This is a genomic window from Billgrantia pellis, from assembly GCF_008297955.1.
Taxonomy (GTDB): Bacteria; Pseudomonadota; Gammaproteobacteria; order Pseudomonadales; family Halomonadaceae; genus Halomonas; species Halomonas pellis.
Window position 1 is genome coordinate 176,800 of sequence record NZ_VTPY01000001.1, and the last position, 19,645, is coordinate 196,444.

19 protein-coding genes and 1 other RNA gene are annotated in these 19,645 nt (G+C 64.7%); 16 read left to right on the forward strand and 4 right to left on the reverse strand.

Features of this window, described 5'->3' with window-relative positions; translation table 11 throughout:
- The first annotated feature begins 144 nt into the window (after nt 1-144).
- The 5 genes from petA (at nt 145) to F0A17_RS00905 (ending at nt 4,063) form a co-directional block, all read left to right on the forward strand.
- The gene (petA, locus tag F0A17_RS00885; protein WP_149326462.1) at nt 145-744 is read left to right on the forward strand and encodes a ubiquinol-cytochrome c reductase iron-sulfur subunit; all 600 of its coding nucleotides are present in this window, start codon (nt 145-147) and stop codon (nt 742-744) included.
- Nucleotides 744-2,003: a cytochrome b gene (locus F0A17_RS00890; RefSeq protein WP_149326463.1), complete on the forward strand. Its 1,260-nt coding sequence runs from the start codon at nt 744-746 to the stop codon at nt 2,001-2,003. The genes petA and F0A17_RS00890 overlap by 1 nt, the downstream gene beginning before the upstream one ends.
- On the forward strand, nt 2,003-2,770 hold the full coding sequence (locus F0A17_RS00895; protein ID WP_149326464.1) for a cytochrome c1: 768 nt from the start codon (nt 2,003-2,005) through the stop codon (nt 2,768-2,770). The genes F0A17_RS00890 and F0A17_RS00895 overlap by 1 nt, the downstream gene beginning before the upstream one ends.
- 150 nt (nt 2,771-2,920) lie before the next feature.
- The gene (gene sspA / locus F0A17_RS00900) at nt 2,921-3,547 is read left to right on the forward strand and encodes a stringent starvation protein SspA (protein WP_149326465.1); all 627 of its coding nucleotides are present in this window, start codon (nt 2,921-2,923) and stop codon (nt 3,545-3,547) included.
- 51 nt (nt 3,548-3,598) lie between these two features.
- Nucleotides 3,599-4,063, forward strand: a complete 465-nt coding sequence (locus F0A17_RS00905) for a ClpXP protease specificity-enhancing factor (protein ID WP_149326466.1) — start codon at nt 3,599-3,601, stop codon at nt 4,061-4,063.
- Nucleotides 4,064-4,137: 74 nt separating this feature from the next.
- On the opposite strand, the gene F0A17_RS00910 is transcribed toward F0A17_RS00905, so the two are convergent.
- The 4 genes from F0A17_RS00910 to F0A17_RS00925 are packed head-to-tail and all read right to left on the reverse strand — an operon-like array spanning nt 4,138 to nt 7,460.
- Nucleotides 4,138-4,716, reverse strand: a complete 579-nt coding sequence (locus F0A17_RS00910; RefSeq protein ID WP_149326467.1) for a BON domain-containing protein — start codon at nt 4,714-4,716, stop codon at nt 4,138-4,140.
- A gap of 5 nt (nt 4,717-4,721) precedes the next feature.
- Nucleotides 4,722-5,315, reverse strand: coding sequence for a phosphoheptose isomerase (locus F0A17_RS00915; protein ID WP_149326468.1), 594 nt, complete (start codon nt 5,313-5,315; stop codon nt 4,722-4,724).
- A 38-nt stretch (nt 5,316-5,353) separates the two neighbouring features.
- A complete protein-coding gene (locus F0A17_RS00920; protein WP_149326469.1) occupies nt 5,354-5,722 on the reverse strand; it encodes a YraN family protein in 369 nt (122 codons plus the stop codon).
- Nucleotides 5,706-7,460 (reverse strand): penicillin-binding protein activator, encoded by a 1,755-nt coding sequence (locus F0A17_RS00925; RefSeq protein ID WP_149326470.1) that lies wholly within the window; start codon nt 7,458-7,460, stop codon nt 5,706-5,708. The genes F0A17_RS00920 and F0A17_RS00925 overlap by 17 nt, the downstream gene beginning before the upstream one ends.
- 101 nt (nt 7,461-7,561) lie before the next feature.
- On the opposite strand from F0A17_RS00925, the gene rsmI reads away from it, so the two are divergent.
- The 11 genes from rsmI to murG all read left to right on the forward strand — a co-directional run bounded on the left by rsmI (nt 7,562) and on the right by murG (nt 19,639).
- The gene (rsmI, locus tag F0A17_RS00930) at nt 7,562-8,419 is read left to right on the forward strand and encodes a 16S rRNA (cytidine(1402)-2'-O)-methyltransferase (protein ID WP_149326471.1); all 858 of its coding nucleotides are present in this window, start codon (nt 7,562-7,564) and stop codon (nt 8,417-8,419) included.
- A 52-nt stretch (nt 8,420-8,471) separates the two neighbouring features.
- An RNA gene (rnpB, locus tag F0A17_RS00935) (RNase P RNA component class A) lies at nt 8,472-8,835 on the forward strand.
- Between the two features lie 61 nt (nt 8,836-8,896).
- The gene (gene rsmH / locus F0A17_RS00940; RefSeq protein ID WP_149326472.1) at nt 8,897-9,853 is read left to right on the forward strand and encodes a 16S rRNA (cytosine(1402)-N(4))-methyltransferase RsmH; all 957 of its coding nucleotides are present in this window, start codon (nt 8,897-8,899) and stop codon (nt 9,851-9,853) included.
- Nucleotides 9,854-9,861: 8 nt separating this feature from the next.
- Nucleotides 9,862-10,200: a cell division protein FtsL gene (gene ftsL, locus F0A17_RS00945; RefSeq protein ID WP_149326473.1), complete on the forward strand. Its 339-nt coding sequence runs from the start codon at nt 9,862-9,864 to the stop codon at nt 10,198-10,200.
- Nucleotides 10,197-11,906 carry a peptidoglycan D,D-transpeptidase FtsI family protein gene (locus F0A17_RS00950; protein WP_149326474.1) on the forward strand — a complete coding sequence of 570 codons (1,710 nt, stop codon included), beginning with the start codon at nt 10,197-10,199 and terminating at the stop codon, nt 11,904-11,906. Before ftsL ends, F0A17_RS00950 begins: the two co-directional genes overlap by 4 nt.
- Nucleotides 11,907-11,937: 31 nt before the next feature.
- Nucleotides 11,938-13,449, forward strand: coding sequence for a UDP-N-acetylmuramoyl-L-alanyl-D-glutamate--2,6-diaminopimelate ligase (locus F0A17_RS00955; RefSeq protein ID WP_149326475.1), 1,512 nt, complete (start codon nt 11,938-11,940; stop codon nt 13,447-13,449).
- Entirely contained in the window at nt 13,446-14,807 is a 1,362-nt protein-coding gene (locus F0A17_RS00960) for a UDP-N-acetylmuramoyl-tripeptide--D-alanyl-D-alanine ligase (RefSeq protein WP_149326476.1), read from the forward strand. The genes F0A17_RS00955 and F0A17_RS00960 overlap by 4 nt, the downstream gene beginning before the upstream one ends.
- Nucleotides 14,808-14,816: 9 nt before the next feature.
- Nucleotides 14,817-15,899 (forward strand): phospho-N-acetylmuramoyl-pentapeptide-transferase, encoded by a 1,083-nt coding sequence (mraY, locus tag F0A17_RS00965; protein WP_149326477.1) that lies wholly within the window; start codon nt 14,817-14,819, stop codon nt 15,897-15,899.
- A gap of 41 nt (nt 15,900-15,940) precedes the next feature.
- Nucleotides 15,941-17,317, forward strand: a complete 1,377-nt coding sequence (gene murD / locus F0A17_RS00970; protein ID WP_149326478.1) for a UDP-N-acetylmuramoyl-L-alanine--D-glutamate ligase — start codon at nt 15,941-15,943, stop codon at nt 17,315-17,317.
- Nucleotides 17,304-18,554, forward strand: a complete 1,251-nt coding sequence (gene ftsW, locus F0A17_RS00975; protein WP_422670308.1) for a putative lipid II flippase FtsW — start codon at nt 17,304-17,306, stop codon at nt 18,552-18,554. The genes murD and ftsW overlap by 14 nt, the downstream gene beginning before the upstream one ends.
- A gap of 29 nt (nt 18,555-18,583) precedes the next feature.
- The gene (gene murG / locus F0A17_RS00980) at nt 18,584-19,639 is read left to right on the forward strand and encodes an undecaprenyldiphospho-muramoylpentapeptide beta-N-acetylglucosaminyltransferase (RefSeq protein ID WP_267285427.1); all 1,056 of its coding nucleotides are present in this window, start codon (nt 18,584-18,586) and stop codon (nt 19,637-19,639) included.
- The last annotated feature ends 6 nt before the right edge of the window (nt 19,640-19,645 follow it).

Sequence of the window (19,645 nt, forward strand, 5' to 3'; positions counted from 1 at the left end):
GCGGCTGAGATACCACCTTGGTCAGGCCCACGTTGTCTTGTGCGAAGCGGTGCGATTCCTTAATATATGCCGGATTTGGTATCCGTGGTCGCGGGAGTCATCCCGTGCTGGATCAACGGGTAAGCTGATGGGAGAAACCAGAAAATGGCAGACAACGGCGTGAACAAAGGGCGGCGCCGTCTCCTCCTGGGTGCGACAACCGTCATGGGGGCGGTGGGCGCAGTCGGAGTAGCGGTTCCCTTTGTGTCTTCCTGGCAGCCGAGTGCCAAGGCGAGAGCGGCGGGGGCACCCGTTCAAGCGGATGTGTCGAAACTCGAGCCGGGTCAGCGCATGACCGTCGAATGGCGAGGTCGTCCGGTGTGGATCATCAATCGCACCCCGGAAATGATCGAGCGGACCGAGGGTTTCGACCCCTCCCGTCTGGCCGACCCCAATTCCGAGGAGCCGCAGCAGCCGAATTATGTCGAAGGACCGTTGCGCTCGATTCGGCCCGAGATCGGCGTGCTGATTGGCATATGTACCCACCTGGGCTGTTCGCCGCTGTTCCGCCCCGAGCCGAATGCCGAGGGCGTTGGTACCGATGACTGGCCGGGCGGTTTCTTCTGTCCTTGTCATGGCTCTCGCTTCGACCTGGCGGGACGCGTGTTCCGCAACGTGCCGGCGCCGACCAATCTCGAAGTGCCGCCGTATCGCTTTGAAAGCGACAGCGTGATCGTTGTCGGCGAAGATGAGGAGGCCGCATAATGGGTAACCCGAATCGTGTCAAGGCAGAAAGCGGGTTCATGCGCTGGGTGGACGACCGCTTCCCCGCCACGCAGATGTGGCATGAGCATCTGTCGAAATATTATGCGCCCAAGAACTTCAACGTCTGGTATTTCTTCGGTTCTCTCGCTCTGCTGGTGCTGGTCAACCAGATTCTTACCGGTGTCTGGCTGACCATGAGCTACAATCCCTCTGCCGAGGGGGCGTTCGCTTCCGTCGAGTACATCATGCGCGACGTGGAGTGGGGTTGGCTTATTCGCTACATGCACTCCACCGGCGCCTCCGCCTTCTTCGTGGTGGTCTATCTGCATATGTTCCGTGCCATGCTCTACGGCTCCTACAAGGCGCCTCGCGAGCTGGTATGGATCTTCGGCATGGCCATTTATCTGGCACTGATGGCCGAAGCCTTCATGGGTTACCTGCTGCCCTGGGGCCAGATGTCCTACTGGGGGGCTCAGGTGATCATCTCGCTGTTCTCGGCGATCCCCGGTATCGGTCCGGACCTGGCCCAGTGGGTGCGCGGCGACTATCTGATCTCCGGCATTACGCTCAACCGTTTCTTCGCTCTCCATGTGGTGGCATTGCCCATCGTGATCCTGGCGCTGGTGGTGCTGCACATCATTGCCTTGCATGAAGTCGGTTCCAACAACCCTGACGGCATCGACATCAAGGCCAAGAAGGACGAGACCGGCAAGCCGGTCGACGGGATTCCCTTCCATCCGTACTATACCGTCAAGGATATCTTCGGCGTGGCCGTGTTCCTGTTCGTGTTCTGTGCGGTGCTGTTCTATTTCCCGGAAGGCGGCGGCTACTTCCTCGAGAAGCCCAATTTCGAGCCGGCCAACCCGTTGAAAACGCCGGACCACATCGCGCCGGTATGGTACTTCACCCCCTTCTACGCCATTTTGCGGGCCATTACCTTCTCGATTTTCGGGCTGGACGCCAAGTTCCTCGGCGTGGTTTTCATGGGCGCGGCCATCGCGGTGCTGTTCGTCCTGCCCTGGCTCGACCGCAGTCCGGTGAACTCCATGCGCTACAAGGGTTGGATCTCCAAGGTAATGCTGTTGCTGTTCGCGATCAGTTTCGTGATTCTCGGCGTGCTGGGTGTCCTGCCGGCGACCGATGGCCGCACCGTGCTGGCCCAGGTCTGCACCGCGATTTACTTCGCCTTCTTCCTGCTGATGCCGTTCTACACCAGGATGGAGAAGACCAAACCCGTTCCGGAGAGGGTGACTGGCTAATGAAAAAGCAACTGTTCGCACTGCTCTTCGCGCTGGTGCCCTTCACGGCGATGGCCGCAGGCGGCGAGAGCGTGCCGTATTCAATGACGCCGGACCTCCATGACAAGGCATCGCTGCAGCGGGGCATGCAGCTCTTCGTCAACTATTGCATGGGATGTCATTCGCTTGAGCATCAGCGTTTCGCCCGGGCCGCCGAGGATCTCGATATACCGCAAGACCTTATCGAGGAAAACCTGATCTTCTCCTCGGGTCTGGCTTATAACGACCAGATGCACAATGCCATGAGTACGGACGATGCGGAGAGCTGGTTCGGGGCGCCGCCTCCCGATCTGACCCTAGAGGCGCGCCTGCGCGGTACCGATTGGATCTACTCGTACCTGTTGACCTTCTATCGTGATCCCGAGCGTCCCAACGGGGTCAACAACGAAGTGTTCGACTTGGTGGCCATGCCCAACGTGCTGGAGCCGCTGCAGGGCGTCCAGGAGAAGGTGTGCGCCGAGACGGATCGTCCCGTCCACGGGGCCGAACTCGACCCGCTGACCGGCAAGTACCAGTCTTGCGAGGTGTTGCAAGTGACGCAGCCTGGGTCCATGGAACCCGATGAGTTCGAGGAGGCGGTCTACGATCTGACCAACTTCCTGGCTTACGTGGGGGAGCCGTCCAAGCTGCATGCGCAGGTGCTGGGTCCGAAAGTGCTGATCTTCATCTTCATTTTCGGTGTGCTGGCCTATCTGCTGAAGCGTGAGTACTGGCGCGACATTCACTGATTCCCACCGAATCGGTCCGTTGCGCGACAGGGGGCGTATGGCCATTGCCATGCGCCCCCTGCGTCTTGTCCATGTCTGAGCATGCCGAAGCACATCCCGAAGGCGGGTGCGTGTTATCATGCAGGTTCGAATTGATGCGAGGATTGTTACATGGGTGTAGTGGCCAAGCGGTCATCGATGATCTTCTACTCCGGAAGCGATGATCACTTCAGTCATCGCGTGCGTATCGTGCTCGCCGAGAAGGGCGTGGCGGTCGATATCGTCGAAGTCAACGGCGATCAACGCCCCGAGGAGCTCGCGGATCTCAACCCCTACAACAGCGTGCCCACGCTTGTCGATCGCGAGCTGGTGCTCTATGAATCCAAGGTAATGATGGAATACTTGGACGAGCGTTTCCCCCATCCGCCGCTGCTGCCGGTTTATCCGGTCGCGCGGGCCCAGAGCCGGTTATGGATGCACCGCATCGAGAAGGAGTGGTGTCCGCTCGTCGAACAGATTGAGCAAGGAAGCAAGAAGGACGTGGAGAGGGCTCGAAAGGAGCTGCGCGAGAGCCTTGTCGGTATCTCGCCGATCTTCGAGGACATGCCTTACTTCATGAGCGAGGAATTCTCGCTGGTCGACTGCTGCATCGCCCCGATTCTCTGGCGCTTGCCGGTACTGGGTATCGAGCTGCCGGAAAAGCAGGTGAAGCCGCTGGTCACCTACATGGAGCGATTGTTTGAGCGCGAGGCTTTCGTGTCCTCGCTGAGCGAGGGTGAGCGCGAGATGCGCGCCTGAACCCCTTTTCGCCGGGCCGTGGCCCGGCAAACGGCATGAGGAGGGCAGAGCATGTCATCGAGCCGTCCCTATCTCGCCAGGGCCCTTTATGAGTGGCTGCTGGACAATGAGCAGACTCCCTATATCGTGGTCGACGCCGAGCAATCCGGCGTCAGCGTGCCACGCCAGTTCGTGCAGAACGGTCAGATCGTGCTGAACGTGGGGCCCTCTGCGGTCAGGGAGCTGCGCATCGAGAACGATGCGATCTCCTTCAATGCCCGCTTCAGCGGCCAGCCGATGCAAGTGGTCGTTCCTACGCCGGCATTGGTGGCGATCTACTCGCGGGAGAACGGCGTGGGGATGGTGTTCGGTCACGAGCCGACGATGCCCGAGCCCCAAGCCGAGAGCGACGCCGAGCGGCCGGAACTGACCAGCGTTACCGGAGAGGGTGACTCTGGGCGGGAAAGCGAGCCGGGCGATAAACCCTCGCAGGATCCGCCGACGAAGGGGCGACCATCGCTGCGCGTCATCAAGTGAATGCAGTGGGCGATCCGTGAACGCAAACGGCAGGCATGGGCCTGCCGTTTGCGCATGCGCGGATGCGATACCGATCAGTCGAGGTAGTCGAAGACCTTGACGATGCGCTGGATGCCGCCCACATCGGCAACCGCCTCCACGATGCGGTCGGCCTCGGCACGTGTCACCATGCCCATGATGTAGACCGTGGCATTCTCCGTGATGAAGCGCAGGCGACCGGTGTCGATGCTTTGGTCAGCGGCGAGTGTGGTACGAATGCGAGTGTTGATCCAAGTGTCGGACAGCCGCTGGCTCGCCGGAAGGTTGGCTGCCACGGAAAGTTCGTTGTGCACGTCGCGGACGTTGCGCACCGCGAGAGCCACTTCGCTGGCCTTTTCCTTGAGCTCTTCGCTGGGCACTTGGCCGGTCAACAGGACGATGCCATTGTAGCTATCGACGTTGATGCGGGCGTCACCGAGCCGGGCGTCGGTGCGGCGCAGGTTGTGGGCAATCTTGGTCTCGATGCTCTCGTCCTCGACCTGGGCGCCTAACGTACGCTTGCCGTAGTTTTCGTCGATGGTGCCGGGATTGGTCACGCCGGTCATGGTGGTACAGCCACCCAGCGCCAGGGCGATAGCGACCGGGAACCACGCGAAACGTCTGATGTAAGCCATGAGAGTTACTCGCTGCTGCCGAAGAGTTGTTCGTCGATAAGGTCGCACAGACAGTGGATCACCAGCAGGTGAACTTCCTGAATGCGCGCCGTGGAAGTGGCCGGGACGCGAATCTCGCAGTCGTCCTGGCCAAGTAGGGAGGCCATGTTGCCGCCATCGCGGCCGGTCAGCGCGACGACCGCCATGTCACGGTCATGAGCCGCCTGGATGGCCTGGATCACGTTGCCCGAATTGCCGCTGGTGGAGATCGCCAGCAGGATGTCACCCGGCTGGCCGAGCGCGCGTACCTGCTTGGAGAATACTTCGTTGTAACTGTAATCGTTGGCGATGGAAGTCAGCGTCGAGGTGTCCGTGGTCAGCGCCAGGGCCGGCAGGCTGGGGCGCTCACGCTCGAAACGATTGAGCAGCTCGGAGGAGAAGTGCTGACTGTCCCCGGCGCTACCGCCGTTGCCGCAGGCCAGGATCTTGCCTTCGCTGATCAGGCACTGAACCATCATATGGCTGGCTACTTCGATAAAGGGTGGCAGCACTTCACTGGCATAGGTCTTGGTGTCGATGCTGGCGTTGAAATGGCCGAGTATGCGTTGTTGAAAATCCATTCTGTCGAATCCGGGTCGGAGGGTGCCCAGTAGCACCGTCAATAGGCTTCGAAGGCGCTCTGCACCCAATCGAAGTCTAGCGCTGGCGGGGTACCGGTCACGGCCAGCACGTCGAAACGGCAGGGACATGATAGCCGGTTGCGCAAGAGATAAAAACGCGCCGCATGGACCAGCCGGCGCTGCTTGGTGATGGTGACGGTTTCCAACGGATGGCCATGGCGAGTGTCGGCCCGGTGGCGCACCTCGACGAAAACCAGCGTCTCGCCGTCGGCCATCACGAGATCCAATTCTCCGCCCTTGAATTGCTGATTGCTGGCAATTAGTCGCAGTCCCCGGGCGGCGAGCCAATCGGCCGCCAGCCGTTCGATACGTGCGCCGCGGGCGCGAGCGTCAGCGGAGCGGCTCACTGCGACGTATCTCGGTGGAGAGGACGGGGCGAGGGACGCCGTCCTCGAAGCGTGCCCAGGGCAGGCGTCGTTGTATGCGGCCGTCACTGCCCGGAGTGAGGGCGCCCGTGGCGCCGAACAGCTCGCTTTCGGGGAGCAGCTGGAACTGGGGCAGTCGGCGCGCTAGCTCGTAGGCGTCGACCCCCATCGCCATCAGGCGGAAGGTGGCGGGGTCGGCGCTCTCCTGCAGCTCTCGGTAGCTGTCGAGGTAGGGCAGCGCCTCGACGCCACCCACGGCGGCATCGGGAATCTGCCAGGGGATGTCGAGGAAGTAGACCTCGTCGAGATCGTGATCCAGCAATGGCTGTGACCGCCCCTCATAAAGATGGGAAGTGGCGTAGATGGGCAGATCCTCGGCATTGTAGTAGTCCAGCGTCGGGGGAACCTGGCGAGCATAGCTGGGCAGCGCCAGCAGGAACAGCATGTCGGGGCGGCCGCCGGCCAACACGCGCCGAGTGCTCTCGGTGGCGGAGCCGCGCGGGTCGTAGGCGACGACATTGGTGATGGTGCCATCGCGGTCGCGCCACTCCCGCTCGAAGGCGCGGCCGACGCGAGCCCCCCATTCGTTGTCGGGCACCAGCATGGCACTGCTGCGATGGCCATCCTCGCGCCCGCGGCGCGCGACCTGGCGCGCCTCGTCCTCCGCCGACAGGCCGTATTGGAACAATCCTTCGGCCTGGCTGGTGGCGCCGGCGCCATAATTGAGCGCCAGGGTCGGCAGCGGCACCCGATCGCGGCTCTCGAGTTCGCTGACCTGCTCCTTGTCGAGGGGCCCGATCACTACCTGCGCACCCAGGTTGCGTGCTTCCTCGTAGAGGGCGTCGATATTGCCCTGGCTGGTGTCGAGAAAGGTGAGGCGTACGCCGCCACTTCGCTCGACGCTGTTGAGGTGATGGGTCCGCAGGCCGTTGCGAATCGGCTCGGCGACACTGGTCAGAGGGCCTGAGCCCGGGAGAAAGACGGCAATGTGACGAACTTCCTTGCCGCGAAGCTCGCGTAGTGCCAACAGTTCCGCGGGTACGCGACGCGCGGCCGGGTGCTGCGAATGACGCTCGCGCCACGTCTCCAGGCGTGCGAACAGGCGCTCGATGTCGCCGTCGCTCTCGCGGACCAGATTGGCAAGTCGCAGCCAGCCCAGGGTCAGTTCGTCGGCGCCTTCGCGCAGGCTGGCCAGCTCGCTGCGATCGAGGCGCGAGAGCGACGCCCAGATGGCATCATTGAGCGCCTCACGCTCGGTCTGCGCCTGAACGTGCAAGAGCATGACCGCAGCGGCGCGATGTTCGTCGACCTGGGCCAGCGCCCGGCCCATGCGAGTACGCAGAAGAAGACCGGCGTCGCGCGGCAGATCGACCTCATCGATCAACTGCCCGGCCTGGATTACCGCCCAGGGTTCGTCGAGCTCCTCGCCGAGCTCGGAGAGCAGCATGGCCCACTGCAGCCGATAATCCTCCGATAAACGGGTATCGTCGATCTCGGTGGCAACCTTCAACGCCTGGGTGCGCTGCCCCTGGCGTGCTAGGATATCGGCCGCTTCAAGTCGGCTGAGAGCCGCCTGCTCGGGAGGTTGCTGGCGTGCCTGTTCCAGCAGGTAGCCGGGGTCATCGTCGGGGATCCGTTCGACGATGCCGGGCGGGGCGCAGCCGGCCATCAGCAAGGCGAGAAGCACGAAGGCCAGCAGGCCGCGGGGCGTTTTCAGCATGAATCCTTCCTTGTGTACAGGGCTTCGAGGAGGCCGGTCGACCTCCGCAAACGATGGAGCTGTCACGTTCGGCCAAGCCCGACAGACTCCGAGGAGCCGACATGTCTGACACTGTTATTGGCACATTGTACGTGGTCGCCACGCCGATTGGGAATCTGGAGGACCTTAGCCCCCGTGCGGCCCGGTTGCTGGGGGAGGTGGCGCTGGTGGCCGCCGAGGACACGCGGCACACGGCGGGGCTGCTGCGTCGCCTGGGGCTCAGTGTGCCGCTGCTGTCGCTGCATGAGCATAACGAGACGGCGCGGGTCGACCAACTCGACGCCCGCCTCGTGCGCGGCGAGGACATCGCCTTGGTCAGCGATGCCGGCACGCCGCTGATCAGCGACCCTGGGTTCGTGCTCGTGCGGGAATTGCGCGTCAGAGGACGTCGCATCGTACCGATCCCGGGGGCCTGCGCGCTGGTGGCCGCACTCAGTGCGGCCGGCCTGCCCACCGACCGTTTCCTGTTTCAGGGCTTCCTGCCGGCCAAGGCCGGCGCGCGGCGGCAGCGTCTCCAGGCGCTGGCGAACCGTGAGGAGACGCTGGTCTTCTACGAGTCGCCACATCGTATTCGCGATAGCCTGGCCGCCATCGCCGATGCCTTCGGGGAGCGCCGGCTGGTGCTCGCGCGAGAACTGACCAAGACCTTCGAGACCTTTCTCGACGGTAACGCGAGGGACCTGTTGGCACGCATGGATGACGACCCGGACCAGGCGCGCGGCGAGTTCGTGATCATGGTCGCCGGCGCCGTGCCGGACAACGAGGCGGAAGCCGCCCATCTGGAGGCTGATGCGCTGCTCTCCGCGCTACTTGCCGAAGGGGTCGGGGTCAAGCAGGCGGCCGCAGTGGCGGCGCGGTTGCTGGGCGGGGCCAAGAAGGCGTGGTATGGCCGTGCCCAGGCGCTCAAAGAAGCGGGCTGACCCAAGCGGAAAGCCATTGAGAGGCCACCGGCACGCTGGTATTCTTGCGCTCGGAGTCGGCCAGACAGTCGCCGCTGACATGGATTACGATCGATGTCAGGGGAGGAAAGTCCGGGCTCCACAGGGCAGGGTGCCAGGTAACGCCTGGGCGGCGCGAGCCGACGGAAAGTGCAGCAGAGAGCAGACCGCCTACGTCTCCCTCGGAGACCGGCAAGGGTGAAAGGGTGCGGTAAGAGCGCACCGCACGGCTGGTAACAGCACGTGGCATGGTAAACCCCACCCGGAGCAAGACCAAATAGGAACCCGATGGCGTGGCCCGCGCTGGGTTCGGGTAGGTTGCTTGAGGAGCGTGGTGACGCGCCCCCTAGATGAATGACTGTCCCCGACAGAACCCGGCTTACCGGCCGACTCCTCCAATTCCTGTCGTCGCCCCGGCGTAGCCGGGGCGTTCATCGGATCGTGAGCCCTGGGAAGTGCATGTCGTCATCCGCCCCTGAATCGGCCCGTCGCGGCTTTCGTCATGCCAGTGTCCTGCTGGACGGTGCCGTGGAGGCGCTCGTTCACGATCCCCGTGGCGCTTACCTGGATGGCACCTTTGGCCGCGGAGGCCACTCTCGGGCGATCCTTGCCCGTCTCGCGCCGGAAGGACGCCTGCTGGCGATAGACCGCGATCCGCAGGCCATCGCCGAGGCGCGTGCCATCGACGATACCCGCTTTACCGTCGAGCAGGGCGAATTCGCCCGCCTGGGTGAGCTGGCCGACCGACACGGCTTGCATGGTCGGCTGGCCGGCGTGCTGCTCGACGTTGGCGTATCCTCGCCGCAGCTGGACGATCCGGAGCGCGGCTTCAGCTTTCTACGCGATGGTCCGCTGGACATGCGCATGGATCCGACCCGCGGCGTGAGCGCGGCAGAATGGCTGGCCCGCGCCAGCGAGACGGAGATCGCTCGGGTGTTCAAGACCTATGGCGAGGAGCGCTTCGCCAGACGCCTGGCCCGGGCGGTGGTGTCTCGGCGCGTCGAGCGTCCACTCCTGCGCACCGGCGATCTGGCCGAGCTGCTCAAGGCCGCGCATCCTGCCTGGGAGAAGGGCAAGCACCCCGCTACACGTGCCTTCCAGGCGTTGCGCATTCACATCAACGGTGAGCTGGAGCAGCTCGATGCCGCGCTGGATGCCGCGCTGGAGGCGCTGGCTCCAGGAGGGCGTCTGGTCGTCATCAGCTTCCACTCCCTCGAGGATCGCCGGGTCAAACGCTTCATTCGCGAGCACGTGCGCGGCGATACCGACCTGCCCCGCGCGATGCCGGTACGTGAGGATCAGTTGGCCAAGCGTATGGCGGCCCTGGGCAAGGCGCAGCGGCCGACGCCCGAGGAAGTGCAGAACAACCCCCGAGCCCGTAGCGCCGTGATGCGTGTGGCGCGCAAGCTGGCCTGAGGAACGGCATGAGCCAAGGAAGAAGCCTACCCCGTACCACGAAAGCGCTGCGTGCCGCCTGGCCTCTCGCCTGGCAGCCCAGTTGGCGTCTGCTGCTGATCGTCGGTCTCGTGCTGGCGTGCCTGCTCAGCGCCATCGCGGTCATCGCCACCAGCCATCAGACGCGCGCCCAATATGCCCGTCTGCAGCAGCTCGAGCGCGAGCGCGACCAGCTCCAGACGGAGTGGGGGCAACTGCTGCTCGAGGAGAGCGCCTGGTCGTCTCCGGCGCGCATTGAACGGCTGGCCGTCGAACGACTGGAGATGCGTCTGCCCGAGGTCGACGAAGTCGAGGTCATCCGCCCATGAGTACCGAGGTTCGCAATGGCGTCACGCCCCGCCGCCGTTCGCCGATGGCGCCGATGGGGGGCGTACGCTACGGTCTGGTGCTGGGGCTGGTCATTCTTGGCATGCTGCTGCTGGCCGGACGCATCGTCACCCTGCATGTCTTCGACCGTTCCTTTCTGCAGGGGCAGGGCGACGCACGCACGCTGCGCACTGAATCGCTGACCGCGCATCGGGGCATGATCACCGATCGTCACGGCGAGCCGCTAGCCGTCTCCACACCGGTAGTGACGCTATGGGCCAATCCGCAGGAGGTGCCTGGCGATCGCATCCAGCGGCTGATGCTATCCCAGGCGCTGGGCATGTCCCTCGACGACCTCGATGCCCGCCTGGAGCGCTTTGCCGAGCGCGAGTTCATGTACCTGCGTCGACAGCTGACGCCGGCCGCTGCGCAGCGGGTGCTGGACCTGCGCGTTCCCGGGGTCTATGCCCAGCATGAATACAAGCGATACTACCCGGCCGGTGAAGTGGTGGCGCAGCTTCTGGGCGTTACCAACGTCGACGACATGGGGCAGGAGGGCATCGAGCTCGCCTACCAGTCCTATCTTGCCGGGACGCCGGGCCTGCGTCGGGTAATCAAGGATCGTCGCGGGCGCCTGGTCCGCGATCTGGCGATATTGCGTGAAGCCCAGCCTGGCGGCGACCTGACGTTGGCCATCGACCAGCGGCTGCAGTACATGGCCTATCGTGAGCTCAAGGCGGCGGTGGCCGAGCACGACGCCGATGGTGGTGTCGTGGTGATGATGGATGCGCGCACTGGCGAAGTGCTGGCCATGGCCAACCAGCCCTCGTACAACCCCAACAACCGTGCCGGCTTGGATCCGCGCGGTTTGCGCAACCAGGCGATCGTCGACGTATTCGAGCCCGGGTCGGTCATGAAGCCGCTGGCGATGGCAGCGATCATGGAGAGCGGCCGCTTCGACAGCGATGTCGTGGTCGATACCTCGCCGGGCTGGATGCGCATCGATCGTTTCACGATCCGCGACATTCGCAACTACGGTGAACTCGACTTGGCGGGCATCCTCGAGAAGTCCTCCAATATCGGCATGTCCAAGCTGGTGCTCGAGCTGGATGACCCGCTGGTGCCCGATCTGTACCGTCGCCTTGGTTTCGGCCAGAGTACCGAGACCGGTTTCCCCGGCGAGGCCGTCGGTCATCTGCCGGCGCCGGTTCGTTGGTCGCGCAGCCAGTGGGCGGCGCTCTCCTATGGCTATGGCCTGTCGGCGTCAGCGCTGCAACTGGCCAGCGCTTACACCGCGCTGGCCAATGGCGGAGTCAGGCTGTCGCCCTCGCTGCTCAAGTTGGATGAGCCCCCGGAAGGCATCCCGACCATCGATGCCGACGTGGCGCACGAACTGCTTCGCATCATGGAACGCTCCGTGCAGCCCGACACGGGGGGGCGGCGCGCCTCGGTGCCGGGCTATCGGGTCGCCGGCAAGACCGGTACAGTGCGCAAGAACTCAGCGAGCGGCTACGAGGAGAATGTCTATCGCAGCCTGTTCGCCGGCATTGCGCCGGTTTCGGATCCGCGTGTCGTCACCATCGTGATGATCGATCATCCACGGGGAGAGAGCTATTTCGGCGGTGCGGTAGCGGCACCGGTCTTCTCGCGAGTGACGGGCAGCGCCTTGCGCCTGCTCGATGTACCACCGGATCAACGCGTAAGATGAACGCCCCTTTCCTCTTTTCCGAGGTTTGCCCATGCAGGTGAGTGCTTCCCGTCTCCAGGCTGCACTGAGCCATTGCTGGCCCAACCTGACGATACCCCTGCCCGAGCTCGGAGAGCGGGTTCGCCTGGTGCTGGATAGTCGTCACCTGGCGGCGGGTGACGTCTTCGTTGCCGTTCCCGGCGTCACGGTCGACGGCCGCGACTTTCTCGAAGAGGCCCTGCGCGCGAAAGCCGCCTGGGTCCTCTACCACCTGGAGGCGGACGACTCGTTACCCGCGTCCGCCAAGGGCCGGCCAGTGCTTGGGCTGCCATTTCTACGCCAGCGCTTGGGGGAGTTTGGTCGTGAACTCTTCGCCGTTCCCGAGTCGCTCGAGTTGATCGGCGCGACCGGCACCAACGGCAAGAGCTCGGTGGCGCATTATATCGCCGAGCTCAGCGTCGCCCTCGGCCAGGAGGCGGGGCTCATCGGTACCCTAGGCGCTGGCCGTCCCGGTCGTTTGCGGGCCTCGGGGCTGACTACGCCCGGCCCGTTGAACTTGCAGGCGATGCTGGGCGAGCTGGCTGCCGACGGCGTTGCGAGAGTCGCGATGGAGGTGTCTTCGCACGCTCTGGAGCAGGGGCGTCTCGATGGATGTCGCATCAAAGCGGCGGTTTTCACCAACCTGAGCCGCGACCATCTCGACTATCATGGCAGCATGGTGGCCTATGCCGCTGCCAAGGCCAGACTGTTTCGGCGCTCGGAACTCGAACTCGCTGTGGTCAACGCCGACGACTCGTTGGCGCGACTGATGCTGGCCGGCCTCGTCGACGGGGTGCGAGTGCTGGCGGTGGGCAACGAGCCGGCAGCCACTTTGCGCGTGCTCGACTGGCAGCCTTCACGCAGCGGCCAGTTGGCCCTGGTGGCGACGCCGGAGGGGGAGTACTCGCTCGAGTTGCCTCTGATGGGGCGCTTCAACTTGAGCAACGTGTTGCTTGCGATTGCCACGTTGTATGGACTGGGTGAAGAGCTCGACGGCCTGTTCCAGGCGGCAGCGCGATTGACGCCGGTACCGGGACGCATGCAGCCCGTGCTGCGTGCGGGCGCGCCCACGGTGATTGTCGATTATGCCCATACGCCCGATGCCTTGGAGAACGCCCTGAGCGCGCTGCGCGACCACATGCCCGGTGGCGGACAGTTATGGTGTCTGTTCGGCTGTGGAGGGGACCGGGATACCGGCAAGCGGCCGCTGATGGCCACTGCCGCCGAACGCTTCGCCGATCGCCTGGTCGTCACTGATGACAACCCGCGCGGGGAAGATGCCGGCAGCATTCGCGAGCAAGTACTCGCCGGGCTGTCGCCCGAGGCTCGGCGGATAGCCTGGAATATCGAGGGTCGCGGGACGGCAATCGCCCGCACCTTGGCCGAGGCGGGTAGTCACGACGTGGTATTGATCGCCGGCAAGGGGCACGAAGACTACCAGGAGGTTGCCGGCGTGCGTCACGCCTTCAGCGACGTGGCTGAAGCCGAAGTCGCCCTGGCGGCAAGAAACGAGGTACGCGGATGAGTACGTGCGGCCTGCAGAGCCTGACCGCCGTGGCGGAAGCGCTGGGCGTCGCATCGTCCCATCCAGATCTGGCGCTGACCGATATCGTCACCGACACGCGGCGACTTTCGTCCGGCGCGTTGTTCGTGGCGCTGCGCGGCGAGCGCTTCGATGCTCATGATTTCATCGCTCAGGCTCGTGCAGCAGGTGCCGCCGCCGCTCTCGTGGAGCGTGCTGTCGACGATGCCTTGCCGCAGTTGGTCGTGCCCGATACCCGGCTGGCATTGGGACTGCTCGGCCGGGCACGACGACGAAACTGGGGCGGATCGCTTGTGGCGGTAACCGGCAACAGCGGCAAGACCAGCGTCAAGGAGCTGCTCGCCCAACTGCTCTCCCGACGTGGCCCCGTTCTGGCCACGCGGGGGAATCTCAACAATGACATCGGCGCGCCGCAGACGCTGCTGGCGCTAACGTCGGAGCATCGCCAGGCGGTGGTGGAGCTGGGTGCCAATCATCTTGGCGAGATTGCCTGGACCGCAGCACTGGCCGAACCGCAAGTGGCCGTCATCACGAACGTCACCGGGGCCCACGTGGGGGAATTCGGCGGCATGGGACAGATCGCTCAGGCCAAGGCCGAAATCTTATCCGGTCTCGCGATGGACGGAGTGGCGGTACTCAATCGCGACGACATCTATTACCCGCTGTGGTCGCAGCTCGCCGCACCGCGTGAGGTGCTCGACTTCGGCTTTTCGCCGCACGCTCGCGTACATGCCGCCGAGCTGGCCTGCGACGCCCTGGGACGCTATGCTTTCACGCTTGTCGCGGATGGCCGTCGGGTGGGCCGGGTGCAGCTGGCACTGCTCGGGCACCATAGTGTCGCTAACGCTCTGGCTGCGGCAGCCGGGGCCATGGCCCTAGGGTTGGACGATGAGCGGGTGCTCGATGGCCTGGCGGCCGCGGCGCCAATGCCGGGGCGGCTTAGCGTTGAGCAGGGCGTACGCCAGTCCCGATTGCTGGACGATACCTATAACGCCAACCCGGGGGCGGTGAAAGCCGCGTTGTCGCTATTGGCCGAACTGCCGGCCCCACGCTGGTGCCTGCTCGGCGCAATGGGGGAGCTGGGAGCGGAATCGGCGCGCCTGCACGCCGAGGTGGGGCGCTATGCACACGAACTGGGGATCGACATGCTGTTGACCTGCGGCGAAGCGGCGAGGCCTGCCAGCGAGGCCTTCGGCGGCGGTCATTACAACGACTACGAGGCGCTAACGCGCCATGTCCTGAACCATCTGCCCACCGGGGCCAGCGTCCTGGTCAAGGGATCACGTAGCGCCGGCATGGAGCGAGTCGTGGCCGCGCTACGAGCAGACGCATCAAGGTGAACGCAACACATGCTGCTTTTTCTGGCTGAACTTCTGGCGCAGTACCAGAGCGCCTTCAACGTTTTCAATTATCTGACCCTGCGCATGATCCTGGGAACCATGACGGCACTGCTGCTGTGCCTGTGGCTGGGGCCATGGATGATCCGACGCCTGGTGGAACGTCAGATCGGCCAGGCGGTGCGTGACGACGGTCCGCAATCCCACCTGTCGAAAGCCGGCACACCCACCATGGGGGGAGCGATGATTTTGATGGCCATTGCCGTCAGCACGCTGCTCTGGGCCGACCTGACCAACCGTTTCGTGTGGATCGTACTGGCGGTAACACTGGGATTCGGCGCGATCGGTTGGGTCGACGACTATCGCAAGGTGGTGGAGAAGAATCCCCGCGGGCTGCCGGCGCGATGGAAGTACCTGTGGCAATCGGTGATCGGCCTGGCCACCGCCCTGGTGCTCTATACCACGGCCACCAGCGCATTGGAAACCAGTCTGATCGTGCCTTTGTTCAAGGACATCGTCGTTCCGCTGGGTGTGTTCTACGTCGCACTGACGTATCTGGTCATCGTCGGCAGCTCCAATGCCGTCAACCTCACCGATGGCCTCGATGGCCTGGCGATCATGCCAACCGTCATGGTGGCGATGGGGCTGGCGGTCTTCGCCTATGCCAGCGGCAACGCCGTGTTCGCCAATTATCTTCAAATTCCCGGCATCGCCGGCGCCGGCGAGCTGGCGGTATTCTGCTCCACCATCGCCGGCGCGGGGCTCGGCTTCCTGTGGTTCAATACTTATCCGGCCCAGGTATTCATGGGTGACGTGGGCGCTCTGGCGCTGGGCGCTGCCCTTGGCGTGGTTGCCGTCATCGTACGCCAGGAGATCGTGCTGTTCGTCATGGGCGGCATCTTCGTCATGGAAACCGTCTCGGTGATCCTGCAGGTAGGCTCCTACAAGCTGACCGGACGGCGCATCTTCCGTATGGCGCCGCTGCATCACCATTACGAACTCAAGGGCTGGCCGGAGCCGCGCGTCATCGTGCGATTCTGGATCATTACCGTAGTGCTGGTACTGGCCGGTCTGGCCACGCTGAAGATCCGCTAACGATGCGAAGCCAGCCGTTCCCGAGGGGCGAGGAGGCGAAAATGCACAAGGTGCCGAAGGGAATGACGCTGGTCGTCGGGCTTGGCATCTCGGGGCGCGCCATTTGTCGTCATCTGGCCCGACATGCGGTGCCGTTCATGGTGGCCGACACCCGCGAGGCTCCGCCGGGCGTTGACGATTTTCGCGCAGCGCATCCCGGCGTCGCCCTCCACTGCGGGTCCCTCACGGCGCTGGATCTGAGTGAGGCGGCAGAGGTGGTGGTAAGCCCCGGGGTGGACCCGCAGGCCCACGGCCTGGCCGAACTGTCGGGCGGGAGCGATACGCCGCGCGTGGTGGGCGAAATCGCGTTGTTCGTAAGGGCGTGCCGCGGACCGATCGCAGCAATTACCGGCTCCAACGCCAAATCCACCGTGACCACGCTGCTCGGAGAGATGGCCCAGGAGGCTGGGCTCCGAGTGGCGGTCGGTGGCAACCTGGGAACGGCGGCTCTCGACCTGCTTGCCGAAGCCCCGGAGGCAGAGCTCTACGTACTCGAACTCTCCAGCTTTCAGCTCGAGACCACCCCTTGCCTAGGCGCGGAAACTGCCGCCTTCCTCAATCTCTCCGAGGATCACCTGGACCGGCACGGCAACATGCGTGGCTATCGCACCGCCAAGCTGGGCATCTTCCGTGGCGCCCGCCATGCGGTGGTCAACGCCGAGGATGCCATGACCTGGCCGGAGGCGTCGCTACCCGCCATGGACCGCTTCACTACCCGCCCGCCCGAGGGCGACGAGTGGGGAATCGCCAGGCATGAAGGAGGCGACTGGCTGATGCATGGCGCCATGCCTTTAATGCCCATCGAGGACATGGGGCTGGCCGGGCGCCATAACCAGGCCAATGCCTTGGCAGCCATGGCCATGGGACATCGGCTTGGCTTTTCCCATGAGGACATGTGCCGCGTGCTGCGGCGGTTCACCGGTCTGCCCCATCGCAGCGAAACGGTAGCGGATATCGACGGCGTGCGCTGGATCAACGACTCGAAGGGCACCAACGTGGGCGCTACGTTGGCCGCCATCGACGGTCTGGGGCCGACCCTGGCGGGGCGCATCGTCCTGCTCGCCGGCGGTCTCGGCAAGGGGGCCGATTTCTCGCCCCTGGGCGATCCCCTGGCCCGCTACGGTCGCGAGGCGATCCTATTCGGCGCCGACGCCGGGCGTCTCCAGGCGGCGCTGGCGGAACACGTGAGCACCTCTCGCGTGCCGGACCTCGATGCGGCGATGCGACGGGCGCGTGAAATCGCCCAGGCCGGCGACTGCGTACTGCTCTCGCCGGCCTGCGCCAGTCTCGATCAGTTTCCCGGTTACCAGGCGCGTGGCGAAGCCTTTCGGCGCCACGTCAGACAATACGCCGAGGAGGCGCGGCATGGCAGCCAGTGACAAGCCCTCCCGACTGCGGCGACTGCGGCGACTGCGCGAGCGACTCTCGACACGCGATCATTCGTTCGATGGCTGGCTGCTGTTCGCTGCGCTATCGCTGATCCTGATCGGCTGGGTCATGGTGACTTCGGCTTCCACCGAGGTGGCCGCCGGGCTGACCGGCAATCCCTGGTACTTCAGTCAGCGCCATGCTGCCTTCGTGCTGGTGGCGTTAGTGGCGGCGGCGTTGACTCTGCGCTCGCCACTGGCTTGGTGGCGCGCCAACGGGCCTTTGTTGCTGCTGGTGAGCATGGCGTTGCTGGTGCTGGTGCTGGTGGTGGGGCGCGAAATCAACGGCAGCAAGCGCTGGCTGTCGCTGCCATTGTTACCCTTCAATCTACAGGTTTCGGAAATCGCCAAGCTGTGCCTGATCGTCTATCTGGCCGGATATCTGGAGCGCTTCCTGCCCGATGTGCGTCGTCAATGGGGAGCCTTCTTGCGCCCGCTGATGGTCATGGGCGTTATCGCCGTGCTGCTGATACTCGAACCCGACTATGGCGCGGTGGTGGTCATGATGGGGTGTGCCATGGGCATGCTACTGCTGGCGGGCGCCCCTTGGGGACGTTTCGCGCTGATACTTGGCGGACTCGGGCTGCTGGGTTTCTATGTCGCCATTGCCGAGCCCTACCGTCTGGCGCGGCTGACGAGCTTCGCCGACCCCTGGGCGGATCAATTTGCCAGCGGTTACCAGCTGACCCAGGCGCTGATTGCCTTCGGCCGCGGACACTGGCTGGGCATGGGGCTGGGCAATAGTGTCCAGAAGCTATTCTATCTCCCCGAGGCGCACACCGATTTCGTCTTTGCCGTGCTGGCCGAGGAGCTCGGCCTGTTCGGTGCGATCGGCGTGGTCGGACTGTTCGCGCTGCTGATCTACCGCGCCCTGGCGGTAGGGCGGCGTGCGGAGCTGGCGGGGCTCGCCTTTGCCGCCTTCGTCAGCTACGGCATCGCCCTGGTGATCGGTGCTCAGGCATTCATCAACATTGCCGTCAGCACCGGCATGCTGCCGACCAAGGGGTTGACCTTGCCGCTGCTCAGCTATGGCGGCTCGAGCCTGCTCGTCAGCTCGATGATGATGGCGCTCTTGCTGCGCGTCGACATCGATACGCGCAGGACCTTGCGGCGTGCCAGCCCGGCCGCACGGCGGCAGACCGCGGGACGGCGCGAGCCACGCCTCAACGGACAGGGAGTCGCTAAGTGACACAGGCGAAATCGAGGCGAGTTCTGATCATGGCGGGCGGCACCGGGGGGCATGTCATTCCGGCCCTTTCACTTGCCCGCGGTTTGCGAGACGAGGCGCTGGAAGTTCACTGGCTAGGCAGCCCGCGGGGCATCGAGAATCGCCTGGTGCCGCAGGCCGATCTGCCGCTGCATCGGATCTCGGTGGCCGGCCTGCGTGGCAACGGTCTGGCTGGCTGGCTGCTGGCGCCGTTCAATCTGACACGCGCGGTATGGCAAGCGGCGGGCATCATTCGGCGCCTGGATCCGGCATTGGTGGTCGGCCTGGGCGGCTTTGCCAGCGGTCCCGGAGGGGTGGCTGCCTGGCTGCTGCGGCGTCCGCTAGTGATCCATGAACAGAACGCCGTGGCGGGACTGACCAATCGGCTGCTGGCACGACTGGCCCACCGTGTCTATGCCGCCTTCCCTCAGGCATTCGGCAATCGCGGCGAAGTGGTCGGCAATCCGGTGCGGGCGGATATCGCCGCCCTGGGTGTGATGCCGCGCCTGGCACAACAGATGCAGGGGCGTCGCCTGCGGTTGCTGGTGGTCGGCGGTTCGCTGGGTGCGCTGGTACTCAACCAGCGTTTGCCCGAGGCGTTGGCGGCACTGCCCGAGGCCAGGCGTCCCGAGGTGCGGCACCAGGCCGGCCGCGACAAGGATGGCCCCACCCGCGCCGCCTACGCGGCTCAGAACGTTGTCGCCGAGGTGAGCGCCTTCATCGATGACATGGCCGCTGCCTACGATTGGGCCGATCTGGTGGTGTGCCGCGCCGGCGCTTTGACGGTGGCCGAGGTGGCAGCCGCTGCCAAGCCGGCGCTGTTCGTGCCCTTTCCTCATGCGGTTGACGACCATCAGACCGCCAATGCACGCACTCTGGTGGCGGCGGGCGCGGCCGAATTGATGCCGCAGCAGGAGATGACCGCGGCGTCGCTGGCCGCGAGCCTGACGATGCTGCTCGAACCCGACACACTTGCCGCCATGGCGCGACAGGCACGGCGCTGTGCGCATCTCGATGCCGTTGAACGCCTGGTGGCCGGCTGCTTGGAGACAGCGCTTGAGCGATAGCACCTT